Source organism: Methylomonas sp. LW13 (assembly GCF_016865255.1).
Classification (GTDB): Bacteria; Pseudomonadota; Gammaproteobacteria; order Methylococcales; family Methylomonadaceae; genus Methylomonas.
This window is the reverse complement of the sequence record NZ_CP033381.1, coordinates 4,230,469-4,253,017: the sequence shown is the minus strand read 5'-3', so window position 1 is coordinate 4,253,017 and position 22,549 is coordinate 4,230,469. Positions and strand designations below refer to the sequence as shown.

At 55.5% G+C, this 22,549-nt stretch carries 22 protein-coding genes; 6 read left to right on the top strand and 16 right to left on the bottom strand.

From position 1 onward, the window contains the following. Positions 1–9: 9 nt before the first annotated feature. The 6 genes from JL719_RS19160 to hslV are packed head-to-tail and all read right to left on the bottom strand — an operon-like array spanning position 10 to position 4,309. On the bottom strand, positions 10–645 hold the full coding sequence (locus JL719_RS19160) for a ubiquinone biosynthesis accessory factor UbiJ (RefSeq protein WP_033158388.1): 636 nt from the start codon (positions 643–645) through the stop codon (positions 10–12). Next, the gene (locus tag JL719_RS19155) at positions 629–1,237 is read right to left on the bottom strand and encodes a Uma2 family endonuclease (protein WP_033158389.1); all 609 of its coding nucleotides are present in this window, start codon (positions 1,235–1,237) and stop codon (positions 629–631) included. The genes JL719_RS19160 and JL719_RS19155 overlap by 17 nt, the downstream gene beginning before the upstream one ends. Before the next feature lie 37 nt (positions 1,238–1,274). Continuing rightward, complete coding sequence (gene ubiE / locus JL719_RS19150) at positions 1,275–2,024, bottom strand: bifunctional demethylmenaquinone methyltransferase/2-methoxy-6-polyprenyl-1,4-benzoquinol methylase UbiE (protein ID WP_033158390.1); 750 nt, start codon at positions 2,022–2,024, stop codon at positions 1,275–1,277. Between the two features lie 8 nt (positions 2,025–2,032). Next, complete coding sequence (locus JL719_RS19145; protein WP_171694362.1) at positions 2,033–2,422, bottom strand: gamma-butyrobetaine hydroxylase family protein; 390 nt, start codon at positions 2,420–2,422, stop codon at positions 2,033–2,035. Between the two features lie 2 nt (positions 2,423–2,424). Beyond that, complete coding sequence (hslU, locus tag JL719_RS19140) at positions 2,425–3,744, bottom strand: ATP-dependent protease ATPase subunit HslU (RefSeq protein ID WP_033158391.1); 1,320 nt, start codon at positions 3,742–3,744, stop codon at positions 2,425–2,427. Positions 3,745–3,748: 4 nt separating this feature from the next. Further along, positions 3,749–4,309, bottom strand: coding sequence for an ATP-dependent protease subunit HslV (gene hslV / locus JL719_RS19135; protein WP_020483114.1), 561 nt, complete (start codon positions 4,307–4,309; stop codon positions 3,749–3,751). 210 nt (positions 4,310–4,519) lie between these two features. On the opposite strand from hslV, the gene JL719_RS19130 reads away from it, so the two are divergent. Next, a complete protein-coding gene (locus JL719_RS19130; RefSeq protein WP_129871437.1) occupies positions 4,520–4,966 on the top strand; it encodes a hypothetical protein in 447 nt (148 codons plus the stop codon). Here JL719_RS19130 and JL719_RS19125 read toward each other — a convergent pair. Genes JL719_RS19125 through JL719_RS19110 form a run of 4 tightly spaced genes read right to left on the bottom strand, consistent with a single transcriptional unit; the run spans position 4,960 to position 7,661 of the window. Further along, entirely contained in the window at positions 4,960–5,424 is a 465-nt protein-coding gene (locus JL719_RS19125) for a nucleoside deaminase (protein ID WP_033158393.1), read from the bottom strand. The genes JL719_RS19130 and JL719_RS19125 overlap by 7 nt on opposite strands. Further along, positions 5,424–6,488 carry a homoserine O-succinyltransferase MetA gene (metA, locus tag JL719_RS19120; RefSeq protein ID WP_033158394.1) on the bottom strand — a complete coding sequence of 355 codons (1,065 nt, stop codon included), beginning with the start codon at positions 6,486–6,488 and terminating at the stop codon, positions 5,424–5,426. The genes JL719_RS19125 and metA overlap by 1 nt, the downstream gene beginning before the upstream one ends. Positions 6,489–6,501: 13 nt before the next feature. Beyond that, a complete protein-coding gene (locus JL719_RS19115) occupies positions 6,502–7,350 on the bottom strand; it encodes an ATPase (protein ID WP_033158395.1) in 849 nt (282 codons plus the stop codon). A gap of 8 nt (positions 7,351–7,358) precedes the next feature. After that, complete coding sequence (locus JL719_RS19110) at positions 7,359–7,661, bottom strand: DUF6763 family protein (protein ID WP_033158396.1); 303 nt, start codon at positions 7,659–7,661, stop codon at positions 7,359–7,361. A 129-nt stretch (positions 7,662–7,790) separates the two neighbouring features. Between JL719_RS19110 and JL719_RS19105 the strand changes: the two genes are divergently transcribed. Beyond that, a complete protein-coding gene (locus JL719_RS19105; RefSeq protein ID WP_033158397.1) occupies positions 7,791–7,997 on the top strand; it encodes a SlyX family protein in 207 nt (68 codons plus the stop codon). Between the two features lie 8 nt (positions 7,998–8,005). Here JL719_RS19105 and JL719_RS19100 read toward each other — a convergent pair whose 3' ends face one another. The 6 genes from JL719_RS19100 to JL719_RS19075 form a co-directional block, all read right to left on the bottom strand. Continuing rightward, complete coding sequence (locus JL719_RS19100; protein ID WP_225892908.1) at positions 8,006–9,334, bottom strand: D-alanyl-D-alanine carboxypeptidase family protein; 1,329 nt, start codon at positions 9,332–9,334, stop codon at positions 8,006–8,008. Between the two features lie 48 nt (positions 9,335–9,382). Further along, entirely contained in the window at positions 9,383–10,285 is a 903-nt protein-coding gene (locus tag JL719_RS19095; protein WP_033158399.1) for a cation diffusion facilitator family transporter, read from the bottom strand. 171 nt (positions 10,286–10,456) lie between these two features. Next, on the bottom strand, positions 10,457–11,653 hold the full coding sequence (locus JL719_RS19090) for a PepSY-associated TM helix domain-containing protein (RefSeq protein ID WP_033158400.1): 1,197 nt from the start codon (positions 11,651–11,653) through the stop codon (positions 10,457–10,459). 12 nt (positions 11,654–11,665) lie between these two features. Then, positions 11,666–14,011: a TonB-dependent receptor gene (locus tag JL719_RS19085; protein WP_033158401.1), complete on the bottom strand. Its 2,346-nt coding sequence runs from the start codon at positions 14,009–14,011 to the stop codon at positions 11,666–11,668. Between the two features lie 126 nt (positions 14,012–14,137). Beyond that, positions 14,138–15,094 carry a FecR family protein gene (locus tag JL719_RS19080; protein WP_033158402.1) on the bottom strand — a complete coding sequence of 319 codons (957 nt, stop codon included), beginning with the start codon at positions 15,092–15,094 and terminating at the stop codon, positions 14,138–14,140. Positions 15,095–15,106: 12 nt separating this feature from the next. Then, entirely contained in the window at positions 15,107–15,622 is a 516-nt protein-coding gene (locus JL719_RS19075; protein WP_033158403.1) for an RNA polymerase sigma factor, read from the bottom strand. Between the two features lie 344 nt (positions 15,623–15,966). On the opposite strand from JL719_RS19075, the gene JL719_RS19070 reads away from it, so the two are divergent. Genes JL719_RS19070 through JL719_RS19055 form a run of 4 tightly spaced genes read left to right on the top strand, consistent with a single transcriptional unit; the run spans position 15,967 to position 22,394 of the window. Continuing rightward, the gene (locus JL719_RS19070; protein WP_033158404.1) at positions 15,967–16,635 is read left to right on the top strand and encodes a CerR family C-terminal domain-containing protein; all 669 of its coding nucleotides are present in this window, start codon (positions 15,967–15,969) and stop codon (positions 16,633–16,635) included. Beyond that, positions 16,625–18,187 carry an efflux transporter outer membrane subunit gene (locus JL719_RS19065; RefSeq protein WP_033158405.1) on the top strand — a complete coding sequence of 521 codons (1,563 nt, stop codon included), beginning with the start codon at positions 16,625–16,627 and terminating at the stop codon, positions 18,185–18,187. Before JL719_RS19070 ends, JL719_RS19065 begins: the two co-directional genes overlap by 11 nt. Continuing rightward, positions 18,184–19,296, top strand: coding sequence for an efflux RND transporter periplasmic adaptor subunit (locus tag JL719_RS19060; RefSeq protein WP_033158406.1), 1,113 nt, complete (start codon positions 18,184–18,186; stop codon positions 19,294–19,296). The genes JL719_RS19065 and JL719_RS19060 overlap by 4 nt, the downstream gene beginning before the upstream one ends. Then, positions 19,293–22,394, top strand: a complete 3,102-nt coding sequence (locus JL719_RS19055) for an efflux RND transporter permease subunit (RefSeq protein ID WP_033158407.1) — start codon at positions 19,293–19,295, stop codon at positions 22,392–22,394. Before JL719_RS19060 ends, JL719_RS19055 begins: the two co-directional genes overlap by 4 nt. The last annotated feature ends 155 nt before the right edge of the window (positions 22,395–22,549 follow it).

Here is a 22,549-nt window from a genome sequence, read left to right as displayed (position 1 = left end):
AGGTCCTTGTTATTGAGGCGCGGATGTAGTTTGGATTGCGGCTTCCAGGCGGGCGAGGCGGGCATCAAGGCGGTCGCAGTCGCTGCGGCAAGCGTCGATGTCGCGGAAAAATAACTCGGCTTCCGATTTGGCCGGCAGCTCGCGAGTTTCTTCTTGCAGGAATTCTTCTAGGTTTAAGCGAAAGGTGGTCAGAGTGTGCTGCGTCCAGTCGCGGCTGCCGCGGAACAACTGGCCCAAGCGTTGAGCAAAGGCGTCGCCGGTATAACGGGCGATTTTGCTTTCCAGGTTGATGTCCAGTTTTTCAAACAGACGTTGCAGGCGGCGCGCGACTTGGGTGTCGCCGTCGATGCGGACTTCGCCTTTGAACAATGAGCGCATCGGTGTAGCGCTTAAACCCATCAAGCCCAAAGCCGACAATGAACCGCTGAGCGTGGCGTCCACGCTGCCCGGATAGCTCTCCAGAATTTGTATGCTTTGCGCGGTAGGGCAAAGATACAGGCTGCTGTCGAAAGACGTCACATGCAGGGCGATGACTTTGCCGGTCATGGGCGTTAAATACTGTTCGATGTGATCGTCCAGCGCTAAATAACGATTCAGTGCGGTTTCCAGCGCGGAGATTAATAGGGACTTAACGCTGCTCGACATCACTCGCCTGTGCTTGCTGTTGTTGCAGAAACTCTTGCATGTCTTCGTTATTGACTCGTTGGTATAAATCGCTGACTGTCACGGTTAAGTCTATTGATTCCAGGGTGAGGCTGTCGCCAAGGAAGTAATGTTCCGATAGCCAGTGGGTCGAGCGGCGTAAGATTTCGACGTCGACAAAATCCTGTTCGATCAGTACATATTCTTGCAAGCTCGGCAAGGCCTTATAGGCCGCCAGTTTGGTGGATTTGTCCATGCGTCGGGTGGCTTTGGATAGCACTTCGACGATAATGGTTGGCTTTTCGGTGTAGTACTCGTCGCCGTTTTCGTCGGCGCAGACTACCATCACATCGGGATAGAAAAAGTTGTTTTCGGCTTTGACTTTTATGTCAGCCATGAACGTCTCGCACGGCGTGCCTCGCAGATGTTGGGCGAAAGTCGTGAAAACATTCCCGGCTAATCTTTGATGGTTACGGCTGGCGCCCGCCATTGCGTAAACTTCGCCGTCGATCAATTCATGCTTGGTGTCGCTGATCATTTCGCCGGCCAAGTATTCGGCTTCACTGATGTAATGCTGAGCTGGTTTTAGTGCCATTGGCAATTCTCCGCTTTCACGACCGGCGAACGGGAGCTTAAAATTTATAGCCCCGGTGTACGGCAACGATACCTTGCGTCATGTTGAAATACTCGCAACGCTCCAGGCCGGCGTTTTCCATCATTTGCTTGAGTTCGTCCTGCTTGGGATGCATGCGGATCGATTCGGCCAGATAACGGTAGCTGTCTTCGTCCTTCGCTACTACGGCGCCGATTTTGGGCAGTAGTTTGAAGGAATAAAAGTCGTAGACTTTTTCGGTGATCGGGTCGATAGGGTGGGAAAATTCCAGGACGATGACGCGGCCACCGGGTTTTAACACGCGGTACATGGAGCGTAAGGCGGCGTCCTTGTCGGTGACGTTGCGCAAGCCAAAGCCGATGGTCACGCAATCAAAAGTGTTGTCGGCAAAAGGCAGGCATTCGGCGTTGACTTGGGCGTAGCGGATATTGCCGCTCAAACCGTGGTCGATCAGCCGGTCGCGGCCGGTGCGCAGCATGGCGGCGTTGATGTCCGCCAGTATCACCTGGCCGGATTTGCCGACGCGCTTTTCGTAGAGTTTGGTCAAATCGCCGGTGCCGCCCGCCAGGTCCAGCACGCTGTCGCCTTCACGAACATTCGCCAGTTGCACGGCCACTCGTTTCCAGATGCGGTGGATACCCATCGACATGAGATCGTTCATGACGTCGTACTGGCTGGCGACCGAGTCGAACACGCCGCGCACCAGCGCCACTTTTTCCTGTTTAGGAACCTGTTTGAAACCAAAATGGGTGGTATTGTCGTTTGTCATGATGTCGTTTAATTATGGATGGGCGAGCGGCGGCTGAGGCCGGCGGCTTTCAGGGTTTCAAGATACTGCGACCAAAGCAGCGGAAATTCCGAACCCAATTTATACAGTAAATCCCAGCTGTAAATGCCGGTGTCGTGGCCGTCGCTGAACACCAGTTTGATGGCGTAATTGCCCACCGGCTGGATGTCGGTAATCGTCACGTCTTCCTTGCCGATTTGCAGGGTTTCCTGGCCGGGGCCGTGGCCAACCGCTTCTGCCGATTGGGTGAACACGCGCAGATATTCGCTGGGCAGCTCGTAAATGCTCTCGTCGTCGAAATGGATTTCCAGGATCGCCGAAACCTTATGCAGCTTGATTTCGGTCGGCACACGCTGAGTGGGGGTGATTTTGACGCGCATAATTACAAAATGTAGCGGCTAAGGTCTTCATCATCGGCCAGTTCCATCAAATGTGAATCCACGTAAGCGGCATCGATGGTAATGGATTTTTCGGCCATGTCCGGCGCGTTGAAGGAAATGTCTTCCAGCAATTTTTCCAGAATCGTATGTAATCTGCGCGCGCCAATGTTTTCGGTTTTTTCGTTGACTTGCCAGCCCAGTTCGGCAATGCGCTGAATACCGTCGGCGGTAAATTGTACGTCTACGCCTTCGGTTTTCAAGAGTGCCTGATATTGCTCGGTCAGCGAGGCGTCCGGCTCGGTCAAAATCCGCACGAAATCGTCCGCGCTCAAGGCGTTCAGCTCGACCCTGATTGGAAAGCGGCCTTGCAATTCCGGAATCAAATCCGACGGCTTGGTCAAATGAAACGCACCGGAGGCGATAAACAGAATATGATCGGTCTTGATCATGCCGTATTTGGTGGTGACGGTGCTGCCTTCCACTAACGGCAATAAATCGCGCTGCACGCCTTCGCGGGACACTTCGCCGCCGCCCATTTCCGCGCGTTTGCAGATCTTGTCGATCTCGTCCAGAAACACGATGCCATGTTGCTCAACCGCTTCCAGCGCGGCTTGCTTGATTTCTTCTTCGTTGACCAGTTTGCCGGCTTCTTCTTCCTGCAACTGTTTCAAGGCATCTTTAATTTTTAGTTTGCGGGTTTTGGTGCGGCCACTGCCCAGATTTTGGAACATGCCTTGCAACTGGCTGGTCATTTCTTCCATGCCCGGTGGGGCCATGATTTCCACACCCACTGCCGGTGCGGCAACGTCTACTTGAATTTCCTTATCGTTCAAATCGCCTTCGCGCAGTTTTTTGCGCATTTTCTGCCGGGTGGATTCCTCGGATTCCGAGAGCATGCCGCCTTCGGCGCGTGGCAGTAATATATCCAGCACTTTTTCTTCGGCGGCATCGGCGGCGCGGTTTTGCACACGTTCCATCGCCGAAATGCGGGTGGTTTTCACGGCGCTATCGATCAAGTCGCGAATAATCGATTCCACGTCGCGGCCGACATAACCCACTTCGGTAAATTTGGTGGCTTCGATTTTGATGAAAGGCGCGTTAGCTAAGCGAGCCAGACGGCGGGCGATTTCGGTTTTACCGACGCCGGTGGGGCCTATCATTAGAATGTTTTTCGGGGTGATTTCATCGCGCAGCTCGGCGGTAACCTGGCTGCGGCGCCAGCGGTTACGCAGGGCTATTGCGACGGAGCGTTTGGCGGCGGCTTGGCCGACGATGTGTTTGTCCAGTTCGCTGACGATTTCTCTCGGGGTCATTTGACTCATGGTTTTACTCTTGTGCCGGTTGGGGTTCGGCGTCTAATTCTTCGATGCGCAGATTGTGGTTGGTGTAAATGCAAATATCGGCGGCAATGCCTAGCGATTTCTCGACGATTTCGCGGGCGCTGAGTTCGGTGTTTTCCAGTAAGGCGCGCGCAGCACTTTGCGCAAACGCGCCGCCGGAGCCGATGGCGATAAAGTCGTATTCCGGTTCGATGACGTCGCCGGTGCCGGAAATGACCAGCGAGGTTTTACTGTCGGCAATGATCAATAACGCTTCCAGTTTGCGCAGGGCGCGGTCGGTGCGCCAGTCTTTGGCCATTTCCACGGCGGCACGGGTCAGATTGCCGCGATGTTTTTCCAGCTTGCCTTCGAAATGTTCGAATAAGGTAAACGCATCGGCCGTCGCGCCGGCGAAACCGGCAATCACTTTGTCGTGGTACAGGCGTCTGACTTTACGGGCATTGCCCTTCATCACGGTGTTGCCCAGGGTGACTTGGCCATCGCCGCCGATCACGACTTTATCGCCGCGTCTGACGGAAAGAATGGTGGTGCCTCTGAAGTTCGTCATGTCTGTGAATGAGAAAGGGAAAGGCGGCGATTTTACATGTTCTCGACGGCGATAGGGTAGAAGTTTAAAACCGTAAGCCCGGTGGGTAAAAGGCGCAAAGATTGAACAAAGCAAGAAAACTGATTAAAGTTCAAAGTGCTGGTATTTTAAGGATGCGCCGCATTGACCGGCGTTTCCAACATTACAATAACAACAAGAGGGTAGCTAGTCATGAAATTGTCAAATCGCTGGAGAGGTGCGTGCTTGCTGGGTGCTATGGTGTTTTCAACGGCAGCCCTGGCTTTATCGCCGGAAGAAGAAGAGCGCTTGAAAGAGTGTAAAAGGCCTAAATTCCGGGATTTTGTGCCCGAGCAAAAAGCCGAGGTCGATGCGGGCACGGAAATCTCTTTTCATATCTCCCACAATGCCGATCCATTGACCGTGACCGCCGAAGCGCGTGGCGAAAAAATGAAAGTCAATGTGGTGGATAAAAAGAACTTTTACTTTGTGACCGCGAAATTGCCGCCATTGACGCCGGGATTTGCCCGTGTGCATGTCACCGCTAAATCCGCAGAAAGCAAATTGGAGAGCGGCTGTTTGGGTCAGGATGGCTGGTTGCTTAAAATTAAAGGTGAGGCAACCGCTAAACCGGCGGAACAGCCGGCGGCGGCTCAGTAGCGAATTTTATCTGTTTTGATCCGCCACATTTGGAAGGGGCGATTGGCCGAGTCGAGCGAGAGTTGCTGCATGACGATCCGGCGTTGCAGGGCGGGTTTGTCGATTTCGGTGTAAATAAAACCGTCGTCGAACCCGGCTTTAGCGGCGTCGAAACGGTCGCAAGCAAAGTAAACGGCTTGCAGTCTTGCCCAATAGATGGCACCCAAGCACATCGGGCAAGGCTCGCAACTCGTGTAGAGGGTGCAATCGGTTAATTGAAAATCGCCTAGTTTTTGACAAGCCAGCCGAATGGCGACGATTTCGGCGTGAGCAGTCGGGTCCAGATCCGGCGTCACCCGATTCCCGCTGGCGGCAATAATTTCGCCGTCTCTAACGACAATCGCGCCGAACGGCCCGCCACCTTGGTCGATGTTATCGCAGGCTAGTGCGATGGCTTGGTTTAGAAAGCCTTCGTGCATTACAAATCCAGCGGATTATCAGGATTAATACCGTCCATGAACGGCAATCGGCGGTCTTCGTTGGTGATCTGATAAACCTTCCCCAGCCAGTTATTAAACACGGCTTTAGCGGAATCCCGCCAGGTGATGTCCAAGTGCTCGATGATTTGTTGCTCAGGCATGGCTTGCAGTGGGCAGTTACCAAGCTTGGCTTCTTTCACGTGTTCTGTGTACTCGGCCAGTAGCTGTTGCACTTCGTTATCGAAATAATGCTCGGGGTAGGGTGGGTAGTCGTCGCGCTCGCCGTTGTAATAACGCAGTACTTCGCGCTTGTATTCTTTGAGCAGGCTAATATCGTCGTACTCCGGATGACCCTGGAAGAAGACGACGCGAAATCCGTCCGGACTAACGGCCAGATGCACACCGGCGGATTCGCTGGCCACCAGGACTTTCAGTCCGTGTGTTTCCATGTCGCGCCGAAACACTTCGTTAAAACGCGAATGCGGCACATCGAAGCGGGTGTTGATTTCCGCCACCAGGGGATGCTGCCTATCGACCACTTTATGGGAAAACACGCCCCAACGCTTGGCCGGCAGGCGCGTGCGCTCCACACCGTAACAATGCTGAATAAAGGCATGGGTGGCCAGGCACGAACACAGTACCGAGGTGACGTTTTGCGTGGCCCATTCGAACACTTCGGTTAACGGCCGCCAAAAATCTTCCTCCTGCAAATGGTCGTGGGTGACATTGGCACCGCTGATAATCAAGGCATCCAGCCCGTCTTGCTTGATTTGTTCGAAGGATTCGTAATATTGCTGGATATGCGCCAGGGCTTGCGGGCTTCTTTCCAGGCCCGCAATCGTAAACGGATGCACATGAAACTGGGCAATCTGATTGCAAGCGCCGACCAAGCGGAAAAACTGGCGTTCCGTGGCTTCCAGCGCCGCGTCCGGCATGATATTCAACAAGCCGATGTGCAACTCTCTAATCGATTGATGGCTGGCGCGGTCCGGGCTGAGAATTTCTTCGCCTTCTTCGTGCAGACGCTGAAAAGTGGGTAAAGCAGTATGGGCAACTAGCGGCATTACAAGAACGGTCTCAAGATTGTTGCCGGGCAATCGCCTCGGCAATCAGACGGATAAAGTCGTCTTCGTTATTGACTTTAGCGGTTTCGTCGGCACTGATGGTGTAGCCGTACTGGGCGGCAATCGCTTCGTAGCGCGGTACCCTGGCTTTGAACAGCTCCGGAAATACCCAGCTGACGAATTCGTCCGGTGGAATTTGGTCGGTCGAACTGTAACCGCGCTCACTCATGAATTGGTCCAATTTTTCATCGACGAATTCAGGGCGGTAATACAGGGGTTTGGGATCTTTTTTGGCGCGGTCGATGATGGTCTGTTCCAAAGCCGGCGGAATTTTGATGTAGACGATCAGCGTGTGTTTAGCCAGATTTTCCAGGACTTCCGGACAATCCAGTTCGCAAACGCTACCGCCGGCGTCGTTGATGAAATGCTTGTAGCCGTAGATGTCTTCGGCCTTATGGATAAAGTCCGGCACGTCGTTCATCGCCGCGATTTCGGCTTGATGATGCAGCGCTTGCCTGCGTTTGAATTCGGCTTGCGACAGGCCACCTTTGGCCGGGTCGCCGATTTTGCCCAGAAAGCTGGATACGGGGGCCAGGTTTTCCACAGTGATATTGCTGCAAATATAGATCGAGTCGGATTTGAGCAGATCGCGCAAAAACGGCACGCCCATCGCTTGCTGCTTGATGTTATCCAGAATCGGCTCTTCCAGGTATTTGGTACCGATGCGGTAGTCGCCGGAATAATGAAACCATTTATCCCTGGGTAACTTGGCGGAGAGGGTGGTTTTGCCGGCGCCGGACATGGCCAGCAGGGTGATACTCTTGGATTCCCAGTCCAGAAATTGTTGCGGGGTCATTCTCATAAATTATCTCAATCCAACAAATCGCTAATGTCCAAATCTTCCGCATCCGGGCGGGCGTGTCTATCGGGGTCTGTGTAGCCCAGATCGTCGGCTTCCAACTCGTCGAACGGCGCGCTCCAGTCTTCCGGATCTTCGATGTAATCGATAGTGGAGCCGTACCAGGATTCGTTGTCGTATTCGCCCAAATCGCCATTGGCGAACTGAACTTCCACCGATTCGTCGTTACCCTCAATCGCTACGACCTTGAAGGTAAGATTACTTTCCAGGTCTTTATACCAGCGGCCAATGACCGGATCTGTAATAGTTGCCATAGTTGCATCCTCGCTATGTTGATGACTTATCAATGATAGCGAGTTTATAGAAGCTGTGCGAGTGCATGCGGCAAAACTGTCGGGATTTTCGATTAGAATGGCAAATTTACACAGTCAGCGGCGGGAGCCATGAGCGAAGAAAGATTCATCGAATTGGAGATTAAACAAGCGTATCAGGAAGATTTGATTCAGGCGTTGAACCAAGTGGTGGCAGACCAGCAAAAGCAAATCGGCAAACTGGAAGAAACCTGTAAGTTGCTGCACGACAAGATCAAAAGCCTGGCGCTGGATGAGCGCCAAGCGGGGGCGGTCGATGAGCGTCCGCCCCATTACTGACTTATCAATTACGATTTGCGATGGCTAACGCGGCGAAGCTGCTTCGTCGGGTTGGATGCTGTTGCCAAGCTGGTTCGAGGTTGCGGCGAGGCGCTGCAATCCATATGTTTGGCGCGCAAGCGCCGACAAAAATCCTGACTGTCGTCTTGCTGTAAGCCGGTCCATTGCGCCCGCCAAGATGTGGCGTTTTTGACTTTGGTTTTGACAATGCCGGCCCGCCCGGTTTTAGCTAACGGGCCGAGAGCATTACGCGCACGCTGCAGATTCACATCGGCGTCGATTTTTCTGGGGAAACTTCCCATGCTGACGGTCCAAACATTGCCGCGGCTTTGCGGTTTGGCTTGGGCTAATTGCGTGAGCTTTTCGCGGCGGCTGTTGTATGGCGCATTAATGCGAATCGGCTCATAACGGCTACTGCCGGAGTCGGCACCCATTTGTTCCGCACTGCCGGCACAACGGTTGGACGACAATTGAAACGGTGGCGGCAGGGCGCTGTAATCCTTCAATTGCGAGATATGCTCGCCGAACAGGCCTTTTTCGCTATTGGCAAAGCCCATGTCCAACAGGTTGCCCATTTGCTCGAAACGCTCGCCGCTACTGTGCGCGCCCAATAACACCCCAATCAAGCGGTGGCCGTTGCGTTTGGCCGAGGCGATCAGGTTGTAGCCGGAGCCGCAGGTAAAACCGGTTTTCAGCCCGTCGGCATCCGGATAGCTTTTCAGGATGCGGTTGGTATTGGGCATTACCCGGCCTTTGTAGTTAAATTCCGTTGCCGAAAAATAATGATAATGTTGCGGAAAATCGCGAATCAAAGCAGCAGATAACAAGGCCAGGTCGCGGGCGCTACTGATTTGCCCGTCGTCCGGCAAGCCGCTGGCGTTTTCGAACGAGCTGTTGTACATCCCCAGCGTGCGCGCTTGCTGGGTCATCATCGCCGCAAAATTGCTTTCCGTACCGCCCAGCTTTTCCGCCAGCACGACCGCCGCGTCGTTCGCGGACCGGGTGGTGACCGCCATGATGGCTTGTTCCACCGTCAAACTTTGGCCAGTGCGCAAACCTAGTTTGGAAGGCGGTTGCGAGGCGGCGTGTTTTGATGCGAACACGGTGTCGGTCAGTCGCAGGCGACCATTTTCCAATGCCGACAGCGTTAAGTAGATAGTCATGACTTTGGTCAATGACGCGGGATACCAGCGTTGAGTGGATTCGGTTTCGTGAACCACGCGGCCGGTGTCGGCGTCGATCACAATCGCCGCATATCTGGCGGACGCAGGAGCGCTTTGCAGCATTAGGCAAGCTAGAGAAAGTAACGCTAAACGGGTTTTGGGTAGGGTGCTCAAGTTATTACTTTGCTCCAGATATGTGGCCTAAACATTTGACTATATTATTTAATCAGAATTATCGATTTCGAAAAAGACCCAATTAATGCGGGGATGGTCGGTTTTGATCTGTTTTTCCATTCCGTTAATTAATTCAACAGCTTCCCCCACGCTTAAATCCGCCAGCAGTTCGGCTTTAATGGCCAGCATCACTTGGCTGCCGTGGCTAATAGCCCAAATATTCAGTACGCGATTGACGCAGCCTTGCTTTTCCAGATAGCCGCGAACGGCATCGCGAATCTCAGTATCGGCTTCACCGAGCAGCAAAGAATGCACTTCCCGGCCGACTAACACCGCTACGACGACCAATAAGGCGCCAATCAACATCGAGCCCACCGCGTCGTACATTGAATTACCGGTAAGCATAGTCAAGCCCAGCATCGCCGCGGCTATCACCAGACCAATCAGCGCCGCCAAGTCCTCGCCGATGACCACCATCAATTCGCTGGATTGCGTTTCTTTAAACCATTGCCACATGCCTCGTTCGCCGCGTTCGCTTGCCATGGCCCCCAAGGCCGCGCGCAATGAAAAGCCTTCCAAAACCACGGCGATAGCCAGTATCGCCAGAGCCATGCTGGCGTTTTCCACGGTGTGCGATTCTTGAAAACGCAACCAGCCTTCGTGGATAGAGAACAAGCCGCCAACCGAGAATAGCGTAATCGCTACCATCATCGACCAGATATACGCTTCCCGGCCATAGCCCATCGGGTGGTGTTGGGTTGCCGCCCGCGCGGAGCGTTTCATGCCGATAAACAGCAAGACCTGATTGCCGCAATCGGCAAAGGAATGAATGGCTTCCGCCAGCAGCGAGCCGGAACCGGTCCAGACTGCTGCGCCGGTTTTGATCAAAGCGATACCCAGATTAGCGGCGAACGCATAAATGATGGCTGAGGCGGAATTGCTATGAGACATGAGCTATGGGCCAAAAAAATTAAGAATTAGGCGGCGATTGTTTGCAGCAGACAGCACCGAAACAAATCAAGTAATTATGCAGATTTTAGATGAGTCGAGCGGATTTGCTGCAAATACTTAGGTGTTGACAGACAACTTGAGTCATTGACTGTCAACTAGGCAATAGAGAGCTTATCGATTCTGTAAGGCGGGCGGTAGAGGTGGGTTTTTTGCCGATTGCTGGTGCCGAGGATGCAGTTGCCGGCCGCGGCGTTTTTGCAGCCAGCGTATCACGCCGGTGAGGAACAGCAGCGGGCAGAGCAAGCCGGCAACCAACACCAGCAATTGCCCGGTCAAGCCAAACGCCTCTCCGGTATGCAGCGGATGCAGCCAGTTGATGACGGTGTCCGAGCCGCCCAGTTCGTCGGGACTGCTGACCGCCAACACCTGGCCGGAATATTGATCGACCCAGACATTGGTTTTGGGAAAGCGCTGACTAGGCTCGCCAGCCTGGCGCAGATTGATGCGGTAGCTGCCATTAGCATCGTGCGGTGTCTCTATCCAACACAGGCGCGCCTGCGGAAACCGGGCTTGGCCGACCGCGACGGCTTGATCCAGGCTGATGCGCGCCGGCTTGTTTTCGGTGATGGCGGATTTTGGCGCGGGCGATGCCTGCAAGGGCGAGAAATAGCCCAGTATCGGATTGACGTATTGCGGAATCTCCAAGGCTACTCCGGTGACTGCCAATACCAGCATCACAATCAGGCTGTAGACGCCCGCCAGTTTATGTAAATCGTAATTTAGGCGTTCGCGGCTGGCATGGCGCTTTAGGCTCAAAGCGCTCTTTAATTTGTGTAGTGGAGGCCACCACAGATAGACGCCGCTGATCACGGACATCAACAACAAGCCGCCGACGATGGCCATCAAAATTTTGCCGGGATTATCCAGTAGCAGCTTGTAATGCAAATCGTAAAGCCAGGTCATCGCAAATTCGCCCCAGAAACGATTGGCGAGGACCGTGCCGGTATAAGGATCGACCGACAGCATCAGCGGGGCAAAGCCGTGATGCTCGGTTTCTTGCGGCTTATAGTAGCGGGCGGTGATGGCGCGCCGCGGATCGTCGGGAATTTCCAGCCGCCAGCCGCGTTGCCGCGTAGGCTCCGCGCGACGTAGGGCTTGAAAAATATCCTCGTAGCTTTGCCGCTGGGCGCTGGATTCGGAAATGATCAACTGTGGATTCAGCCACTCGTCCAGATCGATATAAAACACCAAAAGGCTGCCGGTCAGGCCGACCAGGGCGATGATCAAGCCCAACGACAGCCCGAGGTATAAATGTACGGCCAGCCAGAATTGGCGTCTAGCCTGCTTCTTGTTGGCCGTCGATTTCATGGTGATACGAGCTTAGTAGTCGAACTTGACGTTGACGGCGCCGTAGAAGGCAACGCCGTCGCCCGGCGAGAAGAAAGGTTGGGCGGTGGCGCCGAATGATTCGGAGTACCAAACGTATTCCCGGCGAACGTCGGTCAGGTTTTTAGCTTGAAATTGCAATTCCACTTCCTTGGTCACCTGGTAGCCTAAATCCAGGTTGAGCAGGGCGTATTCGCCGTATTGGCCGCGCTGATTGGCTTGATCGACAAAGTAGTCGCCTTGGCCGCTGGTCCACAGTGAAGAACGCAATTGCGGCAGGATTTGGTAGTCGATGCCGGCCGAGAACAAATAATTCGGGGTATTGACGACCTGATTACCCGAGACGTATTCCATAGTGCCAGCCGAAACCGCCGGCGGATTGGTGACTTTAGCTTCCTGCAACGAGTACGCCGCCCAAACCCCGACTTTATCGGTTGGATAAACTTTGACTTCAATGTCCACGCCTTGACGCAGTGTGGGGCCTATTTGGCTCGACTCCACGCTGGCCAGGTCGCGGCTAATTTCGTTGCTGGCTTTTTGCGACCAATAGGCGACCCGGCCCTCGGCCCAATTGACCGGTTTCAGCTTGACACCCACTTCCCAGCCATCGTTCAACGAGGGGCCGATATTCGCTTGGTTGCGGCCGATGAAGGTGGCTTGGCCCAGGCCGACCTGGAAGGTGCGGCCCCAGTTGCCATAAAGGCTGTAGCCTTCGATCGGCGTAATCACCGCGCCTATTTTGGGTTGCGAAATCGTGCCGTAGTCGTTAAGGGGGTAGGAGCCGAACGCTGAGCCGGGGCGATAGCTGAAGAAGCTGCCGTCGACGATGTCGGCGCGGTAACCCGGTGTCAGTTTCAACCATTTGAAAGGCTTGATGATCGCCTGGATGTAGCCGCCGTAGTTCAGGAAGTCCCACTTCTCGTCGTTACGCAAACCGCTGCTTCGGCGAACCCTGCTATCGGTTAGATAACGCAGATATTTGTTTTCCTGTTGCTGGAAGTCGAAGCCGGTTTCCAGCGAAAAGTCGTCCAGCCAACTGACCACCGGATGGTAGGTCAGCGAGGTCATCGCGCCGTACTGAATTTCGTCGCGGTCGCGTTCTTGCTGTGCTGCGCCAGGGCCATAGGTGACATAACGCTGGTCGTCGAATAAAGTGCCGTAGACCTTGGACGACCAGAATAAGGTCGGGCTGAGGTTGACGTCCAAGTGGGTGCTGACCTGACCAACCGTGCGTTTGCCGCCGTCAGTGGCATTTCGGGTGAAGGTTTGGGTTTGATTGAGTAACTGTTCCTGGTATGTCATATAGCCGGGTTCTTGGGCGCCGGCTTCGCTCCAGCGGGCGATCAAACCTATTTTGTATTTTTGGTTGTCCGGGGTGTAAAACCACTTGCCGGAAAAGCTGTTTTTGTCGGTGTCGCTATGGTCGCGGTAGCCGTCGCTGGCGCGGTAGGAAATTTGATAGTTCTGCGAGAAACCGTCTTTTTCATAGCCCAGACCGGATTGGATGTCGTGGGTATTGAAACTGCCAAAACTGGCCCGGGCCTTAGCGTAGTTGCCGCCGGTGGTGGTGTTCATGCTGATGTTGCCGGCGAAGGAGTGCAGGCCGTAGCGGGCGTCGTTGGTACCCCGCACCACTTCGATGGACTCGATGTCGAGCGGAAACAGCGAGTCGATAAAATAGGTGTCGCCGCTGTTGGTGTTGCTAGGCACGCCGTCGATCAGCAATTTCACCGCGTTGACCCGGCCTTCGCCATTGAAACCGCGAAACGACATTTTGCCGGTGGTGATGCCTTGGCCGAATTGGGTCACTTGAACGCCGGGCATGCGGTGGAACAAATCGTAGGCCGTTAATACGTTTTGGTCGGCAATTTTATCGGCGTACATGATGTCCACCGAAGTGGCAATGTCCTTGCTGGTTAATTTCATGCTCTCGGTTTGATCACTCACTGTGACCGCACCCAGTTCGAAAGTCGAATCGTCCTTAACGGCTGGTGGTTTTGGCGCGGGGACTTTTTTAACCGCAATGACGCCTTCGCCTACTTGCTCGTACTGTAAGCCATTCTGACTTAACACTTTTTCTAGCGCCTGTTGTACGGTGTATTGGCCCTTCAACGGCTGGGCTTGCAAGCCTTGCACCATCGAGTCGGCATAGATCAATTTGGTATTGGTGGACTTTGCCAAGTTTTCCAGCGTCGCTGCCAGCGGTTGCGCGGGAAGGTCTATGCTTGCGCTGGTGCTGCCTGCCGCGCTTGCGTCGATTGAAGCGGCTAGGGCCAACGCCAGCAGGGGCGCCTGTCGGCGCGGTTTTTTCGCGGGTGTGGTGTTAAGTTTGCAATCCATGATCGTCTCCTGTTAGTCGTGGGTGGCAATATTTTTTGACTCGCCATACCCCATTAACGAAGCAGACTGGTCAAACTGGACAGGTTTGGGGAATATTTTTTTAACCCAAACACGAACACCTGTTTGTTAGCGGCTGTAAAGCACGACGGTTTGTTTTTGGCGCTGCACGCGGATAGGCAGGATTTTTTCCAGGGCCTGCAGAAACGGCTTGAGATCGGCGCTATTGAAACTGCCGCTCAGGGTTTGCTTGGCCAAGGCAGGATCGGCAAACGCAAAACGCACGGCGTGATAACGCTCCAATTCCGCGACGACTTCGGTCAGCGGCGTGTGGTCGAACAACAGTTGGCCGTTGAGCCATGCCGCCACTTGCTTGGTATTGGTTTTTTCGGGTTTTTGCCAGTGGCCGCCCGCATCTATTTTGCGGCTGAAGCCGGCGGGTAAATTTTCGCCAAACCAGCTGCGGCCGGCATGTAGGGCAACTTCGCCTTCCAAGACCGATACGGCGGTGCCGTGATTATCATGCCGCACGTTAAACACGGTGCCGATGTCTTTAATTTGTAGATTGCCGGTATGAACGGTAAACGGGTGCCAGGCCTGATGGGCGACGTTGAACATGGCTTCGCCTTGCTGCAACTCGATCTCGCGGCGCCACCAGGACAGACGTACGCGCAGTTGTGTATCGGTATTCAATTGCAGTTGGGAACCGTCGGCCAGTTGCACGGTTTGCCGTTCGCCTATGCCTGTTTGGTAAACTCTACTAGGCGCCTTGAAGTCCAGCCATGCGCCGGTCAACACGGTGGCAAGCAGCAGGCTAACGGTTAACATTTTGCCGTTTCGCCAGACGCGGGGCCTTGCGGAGCGCGCGGTATTCAAGCCGGCGACCTCAGCGGTTTTTAGCTCGTCCAGATTGCCCCAAAGGCTGGCGATGTCGTCGTAAGCGGTCTGATGCGCTGGATTTTGCAGAAGCCATTGCGCGAATGCTTGACGCCGCTGCTCATCACAGGATTCAGACTGTAACTCCACGAACCACGTCGCAGCTTGCTGAAGAATTTTTGGCGATTGCGAAAGCTTGGGCGCCGTCATCGATTGGCCGGTTTAGTGCTGCGTGCCGATTAGCATGTGATGGCAGTGCAACATGGCCTTGACCAACTGGCGTTGCACCGTTTTCTCGGAAATACCCAGTTTTCCGGCGATTTGGGCATAAGTGAGTTCGTCGATCTTGCGCAGCAGTAAAATATGCCGGCATTGCCGCGGCAGGCTGGCGATAGCCTGCAACAGGCGTTCGCATTGTTGGCTAAGAATGGCAAAGTCTTCCGGTTGCATCAGCGGGCAAGTCAGCTCGTCGTTCAATTCTTGGGTTTTTGCACCGCTGCGCTGATGGTGGCGAATAAAGTCTATCGACAGGCGTTCGGCGGTACGAAACAGATAACCGGGTAGATTGTCGGTGTGTGTCAGACTGTCCTTGCCCAGCAAACGCAAATAAGTTTCCTGACTCAGATCTTGTGCCGCATCGGGGCACTTTACCTTGCGCAGCAAAAAATCGACGATGGCTTCTTTATGAGTCAGAAATAATTCGGCTATCTGATCGTGCTTAATGGCGATGACGGACAAGCGACTAGCTCCGGATTTTTGTGAACGAAAGACGGAAACTGCCGCAAGCTGTGTGCCAATAAACGCATAAAGCCGTCCAATTCCAATAGTGCTCGGCTGTAAGGTTGTTGAGGGGAGGTGTAGGGGGAGACTTACGTTTAAAACTATGTCATTTAACGCAATTACCTGTGGCATATGACCTGATTTTTCTGTGCAAATCAGCTGCAATGGAAGTCATTCTTCGGTAGGAATCGAGGAAAAGTTGTCCTTTAAACACAATCCAAAAATTGACAATCAATCGATTGATTGATATTGTTTAAATCGATCGATTGATTTTTTCTAACAAGCACTTCCGCAGAGGCAGCATGGTCGCACCTGAAAACTCCGAAACCGAAACTCACGACGCACGCAGCCGGCTGGTCATGGCAGCGTTGCGGCTGTTTGCCGAAAAAGGCTACAAGGCGGCCTCCACGCGGGAAATCTGCGAGGCGGCTGGCGCCAATATTTCGGCCATTCGCTACTACTTCGGCGATAAGGCCGGTCTATATCGCGCCGCATTCTTCGAACCGATGGGCGACGCACGTTGCGGTTCCGATGTCGCGGCCTATGCCGACTTACCGTTGCCCGAAGTATTGACCCGGTTTTTCAGCGAATTCCTGGAGCCGCTGAAAGAAGGCGAGGACTTTGGGCTTGTGATGAAGCTGCACTTCCGGGAGATGATCGAGCCGACGGGCGCCTGGCAGCAGGAAATCGATGCGGAAATCAAACCGCAGCATGAATCCCTGGTGTTGCTGCTCAAGGAACATTTGGGATTGAGCGGCATCGACGACGACTTGCATCGGCTGGTTTTCGCGATGATAGGCATGGCGGTGCATTTCTATGTGGGACAAGACGTCATCTCGATGATTTCCCCGCAAATTTTAAATTCTCCACAAAACATCGACGTACTAGCGGAACGTCTGGCCGGCTACGCACTGGCCATGATCGAAGGCGAAGCCGCGCGCCGGGCTCGGGATGGCGACCATGAACAATAATATCTCGCGGCCGCTGGGTTTGAGTCTGATCCCCTTGCTGCTTTCGGCTTGCGGGTCCGGCGGTTTATTGACGACCGTCGGCCCTGATTATCAAACAGAACCATTGCCGGCGCCTGCGAGCTGGCAAGCGCCGCAAGCCGATGCGGCCAAGCGCCAACAGGCGCATCAAGGCGACCCCGCCGAGCTGATGCGCTGGTGGGAGCGTTTTCAAGACCCGGCTCTGACTCGCCTGTTAAGCGCCGCCGAACAGGTGAGCGCCTCGGTCGCCGACGCCAGAGCGCGCATCGAAGAAGCTAGAGCAAATCTCGTGGGCGCCGATGCGGCCATCCTGCCGAAACTGGATTCAGAGTTCGCCTCCAAACGCTCCTCGTCTTCGTTTGGCGGCACGCCGTTCATCTGGAACCAATTCTCGGCCGGACTGCAATCCAGCTGGGAAATAGACTTGTTCGGCGGTTTGGCCCGGCAGCAGGAAGCGGCCCAAAGCCAACTGGAATCGCGCAACGCCTCCTGGCACGACGCCAGGGTCGCGGTAGCGGTGGAAGTGGCCGATGCCTACCTGTCTTACCGCTATTGCGAAGCGCAAGTGCAACTATTGCGTACCGACAGCGATTCGCGCCGCGAGTCGGCGCGGGTAGCGGCGGTTGCCGGCCAGAGCGGGTTCCGCTCACCGGGCGATGTAGCCTTGGCTACCGCCAGCGCCGCCGAAGGCAACAGAACCTTGCTGCAACAACAAGCCCAGTGCGAACGTTCCATCAAAAGCCTGGTGGCGATGACCGGCCTCGCGGAAGCCGACTTGCGGTCGTTACTGAACGGTTCGGCCGATCAGACGGCGAAACTGCCCACTCCGCCAGCGTTCGAAATCGCGTCCTTACCGGCCAAGGTGTTATTGCAACGGCCCGATGTGGCGGCCGCCGAACGCGACCTCGCCGAGGCCAGCGCCAATATCGGCGTGCAACGGGCCAAACAATTTCCGAAATTGAGCCTGTCGGGCAACATCACCCCGACCCTGCAAAACATCAACGGCGCGGCGCTGATGCTGGCGCAGACTTGGGCGATAGGGCCGACGCTGAGCTTGCCGCTGTTCGACGCCGGCAAGCGCGCAGCCGACGTGGAAGTCGCCAAGGTGCAATACCAAGCGGCGGAAAGCCGCTTCCGCGCCAAGGTGCGCACGGCGGTCAAGGAAGTCGAAGATGCCCTGGTACGTTTGGATAGCACCCGCCAACGCTTGCCGCAAGGCCGCGAGGCGGTCAGCGGTTACCGGGCAAACTTTCAGGCGCTGCAAACGCTCTACCAAAGCGGACTGGGTAATTTGCTGGATGTGGAAACTGCCCGCCGCAACGTGCTGGCCTCTGAACTGGCGCTCGAAGAGCTGGAGCAGGAACAGGTCGGGGCTTGGATCGCGCTGTATCGCGCGGCGGGCGGAGGCTGGACCGATGCTGGCGAGTCGCCGAATCCGGACACGGCGGCGGCAGGCCCAGCCAAACTCAGAGCCATCGGCAACACGCATTTATATCCGAATCAAAACGACATGCTCAACGGAGGAAACTCATGACCAAGGGAAAAATAGGCGTGCTATTCGCCGCCTTACTGTTATTAATCGGCATTGGCGTAGCGATCGGCCGCGTCAGCCAGCCCGCGCCATCTAGCGAAGCACCGGCTGCCAATCCGGCGCTCAGCGTGTCCGCGATCCGTCCGCAGACGCATGATATTCCGCTCAGTCTCACGGCTAACGGTTCGATTGCGGCTTGGCAGGAAGCCGTGATCGGCGCCGAAATCGGCGATCTGCGTCTGAGCGCGGTTAACGTGCAAATCGGCGAAGCCGTTAAAAAAGGCCAGGTGTTGGCCACCTTTTCCGACGAAAGCGTATTGGCCGATGTCGCGCAAGCCCGAGGTGTAGTGGCCGAAGCCGAAGCCAATCTGGCCGAAGCCCGGCTTAACGCCGAGCGGGCGCGCAAGGTCTCGGTATCCGGCGCATTGAGCGCGCAACAAGTGGACCAGTACCTGACCGGCGCGAAAACCGCAGAGGCCAAACTGCAATCCGCCAAAGCGCAGTTGGATGCGCAATTGTTACGCCTGAAATACACCAAAGTATTGGCCAGCGACGACGGCGTGATTTCCGCGCGTAGCGCCACTTTGGGCGCCGTCGCCACCAAAGGCCAGGAATTGTTTCGTTTGATTCGGCAAAACCGCTTGGAGTGGCGCGGCGAGCTTACCGCCGCGGAAATGACGCAACTGAAACCAGGCAATAAGGTGAGGGTAGAGGTCCCGAATGTTGGCAGTATCGACGGTGAAGTGCGTTTCCTGGCGCCTACCCTGGATGTGCAAAACCGCAATGGCCTGGTTTATGTTGACTTACCTCGTGCCGCGCAGACCGGTTTGCGTGCCGGTATGTTCGCCCGCGGCGAATTTGAATTGGGCAGTTCCGCGGCGCTAACGGTGCCGCAAGAGGCGCTGTCGCTGCGGGATGGCTTTAGTTATGTATTTTTGTTGACCGAACAAACCGAAGACCGGGCCCGCGTCAAGCAGGTCAAAGTGCAGTTGGGCCGCAGAAACGGCGACCAGGTGGAAATTTTAGCCGGCGTGGCCGCCGAAGATCGGTTGGTGGCTGGCGGTGCCTCGTTTTTGGCCGACGGTGACAGCGTGCGGGTGGTGACACAATGAACGTTTCAGCCTGGTGTATCCGCAACCCCATTCCGGCCATGATGTTGTTCGTGCTGCTCAGCTTCGCCGGTTTGCTCAGCTTTAAATCGATGAAAATCCAGAACTTCCCCGATCTGGATTTGCCCACCATCACGGTCTCGACCTCGCTGCCCGGCGCTTCGCCGTCGCAACTGGAAACTGAGGTGGCACGGAAAATCGAAAACGCCATCGCCACCTTGCAGGGTTTGAAACACATCACCTCCAAGGTCCAGGACGGCAGCGCCACGATTACCGCCGAATTTCGTCTGGAAAAACCGGTGCAGGAAGCCTTGGACGATGTGCGTTCAGCGGTGTCCAAAGTCCGCGCCGATTTGCCGGGCGACCTGCGCGATCCGGTTGTCACCAAACTGGATTTGGCCGGTTCGCCGATTTTGGCCTTAACCGTCAGCTCCGCGCAGCGCGACGAAGAAGCGCTGTCCTGGTTTGTGGAAGACACGGTCGCCAAACGCCTGCTGGCGGTACGCGGCGTCGGTGCGGTCAATCGGGTGGGCGGCGTCAGCCGCGAAGTGACTATTGCGCTGGACCCGGTCAAGCTGCAAGCCTTGGGTGCCACGGCGTCGGACATTTCCCGGCAATTGCGGCAAATCCAGCGTGAGAGCGCCGGCGGCCGGATCGATTTGGGTAGCGGCGAGCAACCGGTGCGGACCTTGGCCAACGTGGCCTCGGTCGAGGAAATACGGCCCTTGCAGCTTTCACTGGCCGATGGCCGCCATATTCGGCTCGATCAAGTCGCCAAGGTGGACGACTCGGTAGCGGAACCGCGCGCGTTGGCGCTGCTGAACGGTAAACCGGTAGTGGGCTTTGAAGTGACCCGTAGCCGGGGTGCCAGTGAAGTGGAGGTCGGCGCCGGCGTACAAAAAGCCTTGGCCGAATTGCGTGTCGCCAACCCGGATATCGAATTCACCGAAGCGTTTAACTTTGTCACGCCGGTCGAGGAAGAATTTCAAGGCTCAATGACCATGCTTTACGAAGGTGCGTTGTTGGCGGTTTTGGTGGTCTGGCTGTTCTTGCGCGATTGGCGGGCCACTTTTATTTCGGCTGTCGCATTACCGCTGTCGGTGATTCCGGCCTTCCTGGGTATGGATTATTTGGGCTTTTCGCTCAACGTGATTACCTTGTTGGCCTTATCGTTAGTAATCGGCATTCTGGTGGACGACGCCATCGTCGAAGTAGAAAACATCGTCCGCCACCTGCGGATGGGCAAAACGCCTTACCAAGCCGCGATGCAGGCTGCCGATGAAATCGGCTTGGCCGTGGTGGCGACCACGTTTGCGCTGGTCGCGGTATTTCTGCCGACTGCGTTTATGAGCGGTGTGGCTGGGCGGTTTTTCAAGCAATTCGGCTGGACGGCGGCGCTGGCGATAATGGCGTCTTTGGTGGTCGCCAGGATGCTGACGCCGATGATGGCGGCGTATATGCTGAAAAATCTCGACCATTCTGAGCCCAAGGAAGGTGCGGTGATGCGCACGTATATGAAGTTGGCGGGCTGGTGTCTGCATCATCGTCTGGCTACGATGGGCGGCGCGGCAGCGTTTTTTATCGGCTCGCTGTTTTTGATTCCGCTGTTGCCGACCGGCTTTATCCCGGCGGACGATAATCCGCAAACCCAGGTATTCGTGGAACTGCCGCCCGGTTCCAGTCTGGCACAAACCCGCGCTTCCGCCGAAGCGGCTAGACAATTGATTGCCAGGATCGACTACGTAAAAACGATTTATACCACCATCGGCAGCGGTTCGGCGGGTAGCGATCCGATGGCCGGCAACCAGGGCGCCGGCGAGGTACGCAAGGCCACGCTGACGATTACCTTGGCCAATCGCCAGGATCGCCCGGTGCGTAAACAGGCCATTGAACAAAATATCCGCCTGGCCCTGCAAAAACTACCCGGCGTGCGCACCAAGGTGGGATTGGGCGCTTCCGGCGAAAAATACGTGTTGGTATTGAGCGGCGACGATCCGCAAGCCTTGAGCGCCGCCGCCCGCAATCTGGAACGCGACCTCAGAACCATTCCCGGCCTGGGCAGCATCGCCTCCAGCGCCGCGCTGGTGCGGCCGGAAATAGCGGTAAGGCCGGACTTCGCCCGCGCCGCCGATCTGGGCGTGACCACCACGGCACTAGCGGAAACCCTGCGCATCGCCACTTTGGGCGATTACGATTGGTCTTTATCCAAGCTCAATCTGGCGCAACGCCAGGTGCCGATGGTCGTCAAACTGGCCGATGAAGGCCGGCAAGATTTGAGCGTATTGGAACGCTTGGCCGTGCCGTCCGCCAAACCGGGCATCGGCGCGGTGATGGTCGGCCAGGTGGCGAAACTGGAACTGTCCAGCGGACCGGCCGTGATCGATAGATACGACAGGTCGCGGAATATCAATTTCGAAATCGAATTATCCGGCCAGCCGCTGGGTGACGTTGCCGCTGCGGTGGAAAATCTGGACAGCATTAAAAACCTGCCGGCCGGCGTCAAACGCATCAACATTGGCGATGCGGAAATGATGGGGGAGCTGTTCGCCAGTTTTGGTTTGGCCATGCTGACCGGCGTGTTGTGCATCTTCATCGTGCTGGTGTTGTTGTTTAAAGACTTCCTGCAACCCATCACCATTTTGGCGGCGCTACCTTTGTCCTTCGGCGGCGGCTTCGTCGCGCTGCTGTTGACTGGCAAGGCCTTTTCGATGCCGTCTTTGATTGGTTTGGTGATGCTGATGGGGATAGCCACCAAAAACTCGATATTGTTGGTTGATTACGCCATCATTGCTCGCCGCGAACAGGGCTTGAGCCGCGTGGATGCACTATTGGATGCGTGCCACAAACGGGCCAGGCCGATTGTGATGACCACGATTGCAATGGGTGCCGGTATGTTGCCGATTGCGATAGGCATGGGCAACGCCGATTCCTCCTTCCGCAGCCCGATGGCCGTCGCCGTAATCGGCGGTTTGGTGACGTCCACCTTGCTGAGTTTATTGGTGATTCCGGTGGCTTATACCTATCTGGACGATTTCAAAAATCTGGGTTTGGCAGTTTGGAAACGCTTTACGGGGCCCAAAGCTGTTGCTGTCGAATCGTGATTTTCGAAACACGGCATCATCCATAGCGCATTCGGAAAGATGAAACAGAAGCGGTCGGGCTAGGGTAGGGCGTCAGGCGATGTTCGAACTATCCTGCCGGCCATCAAGCTTATACCGGCAATTGAAGGGTGTTGGCGTTCGGAGCATTGATTTCA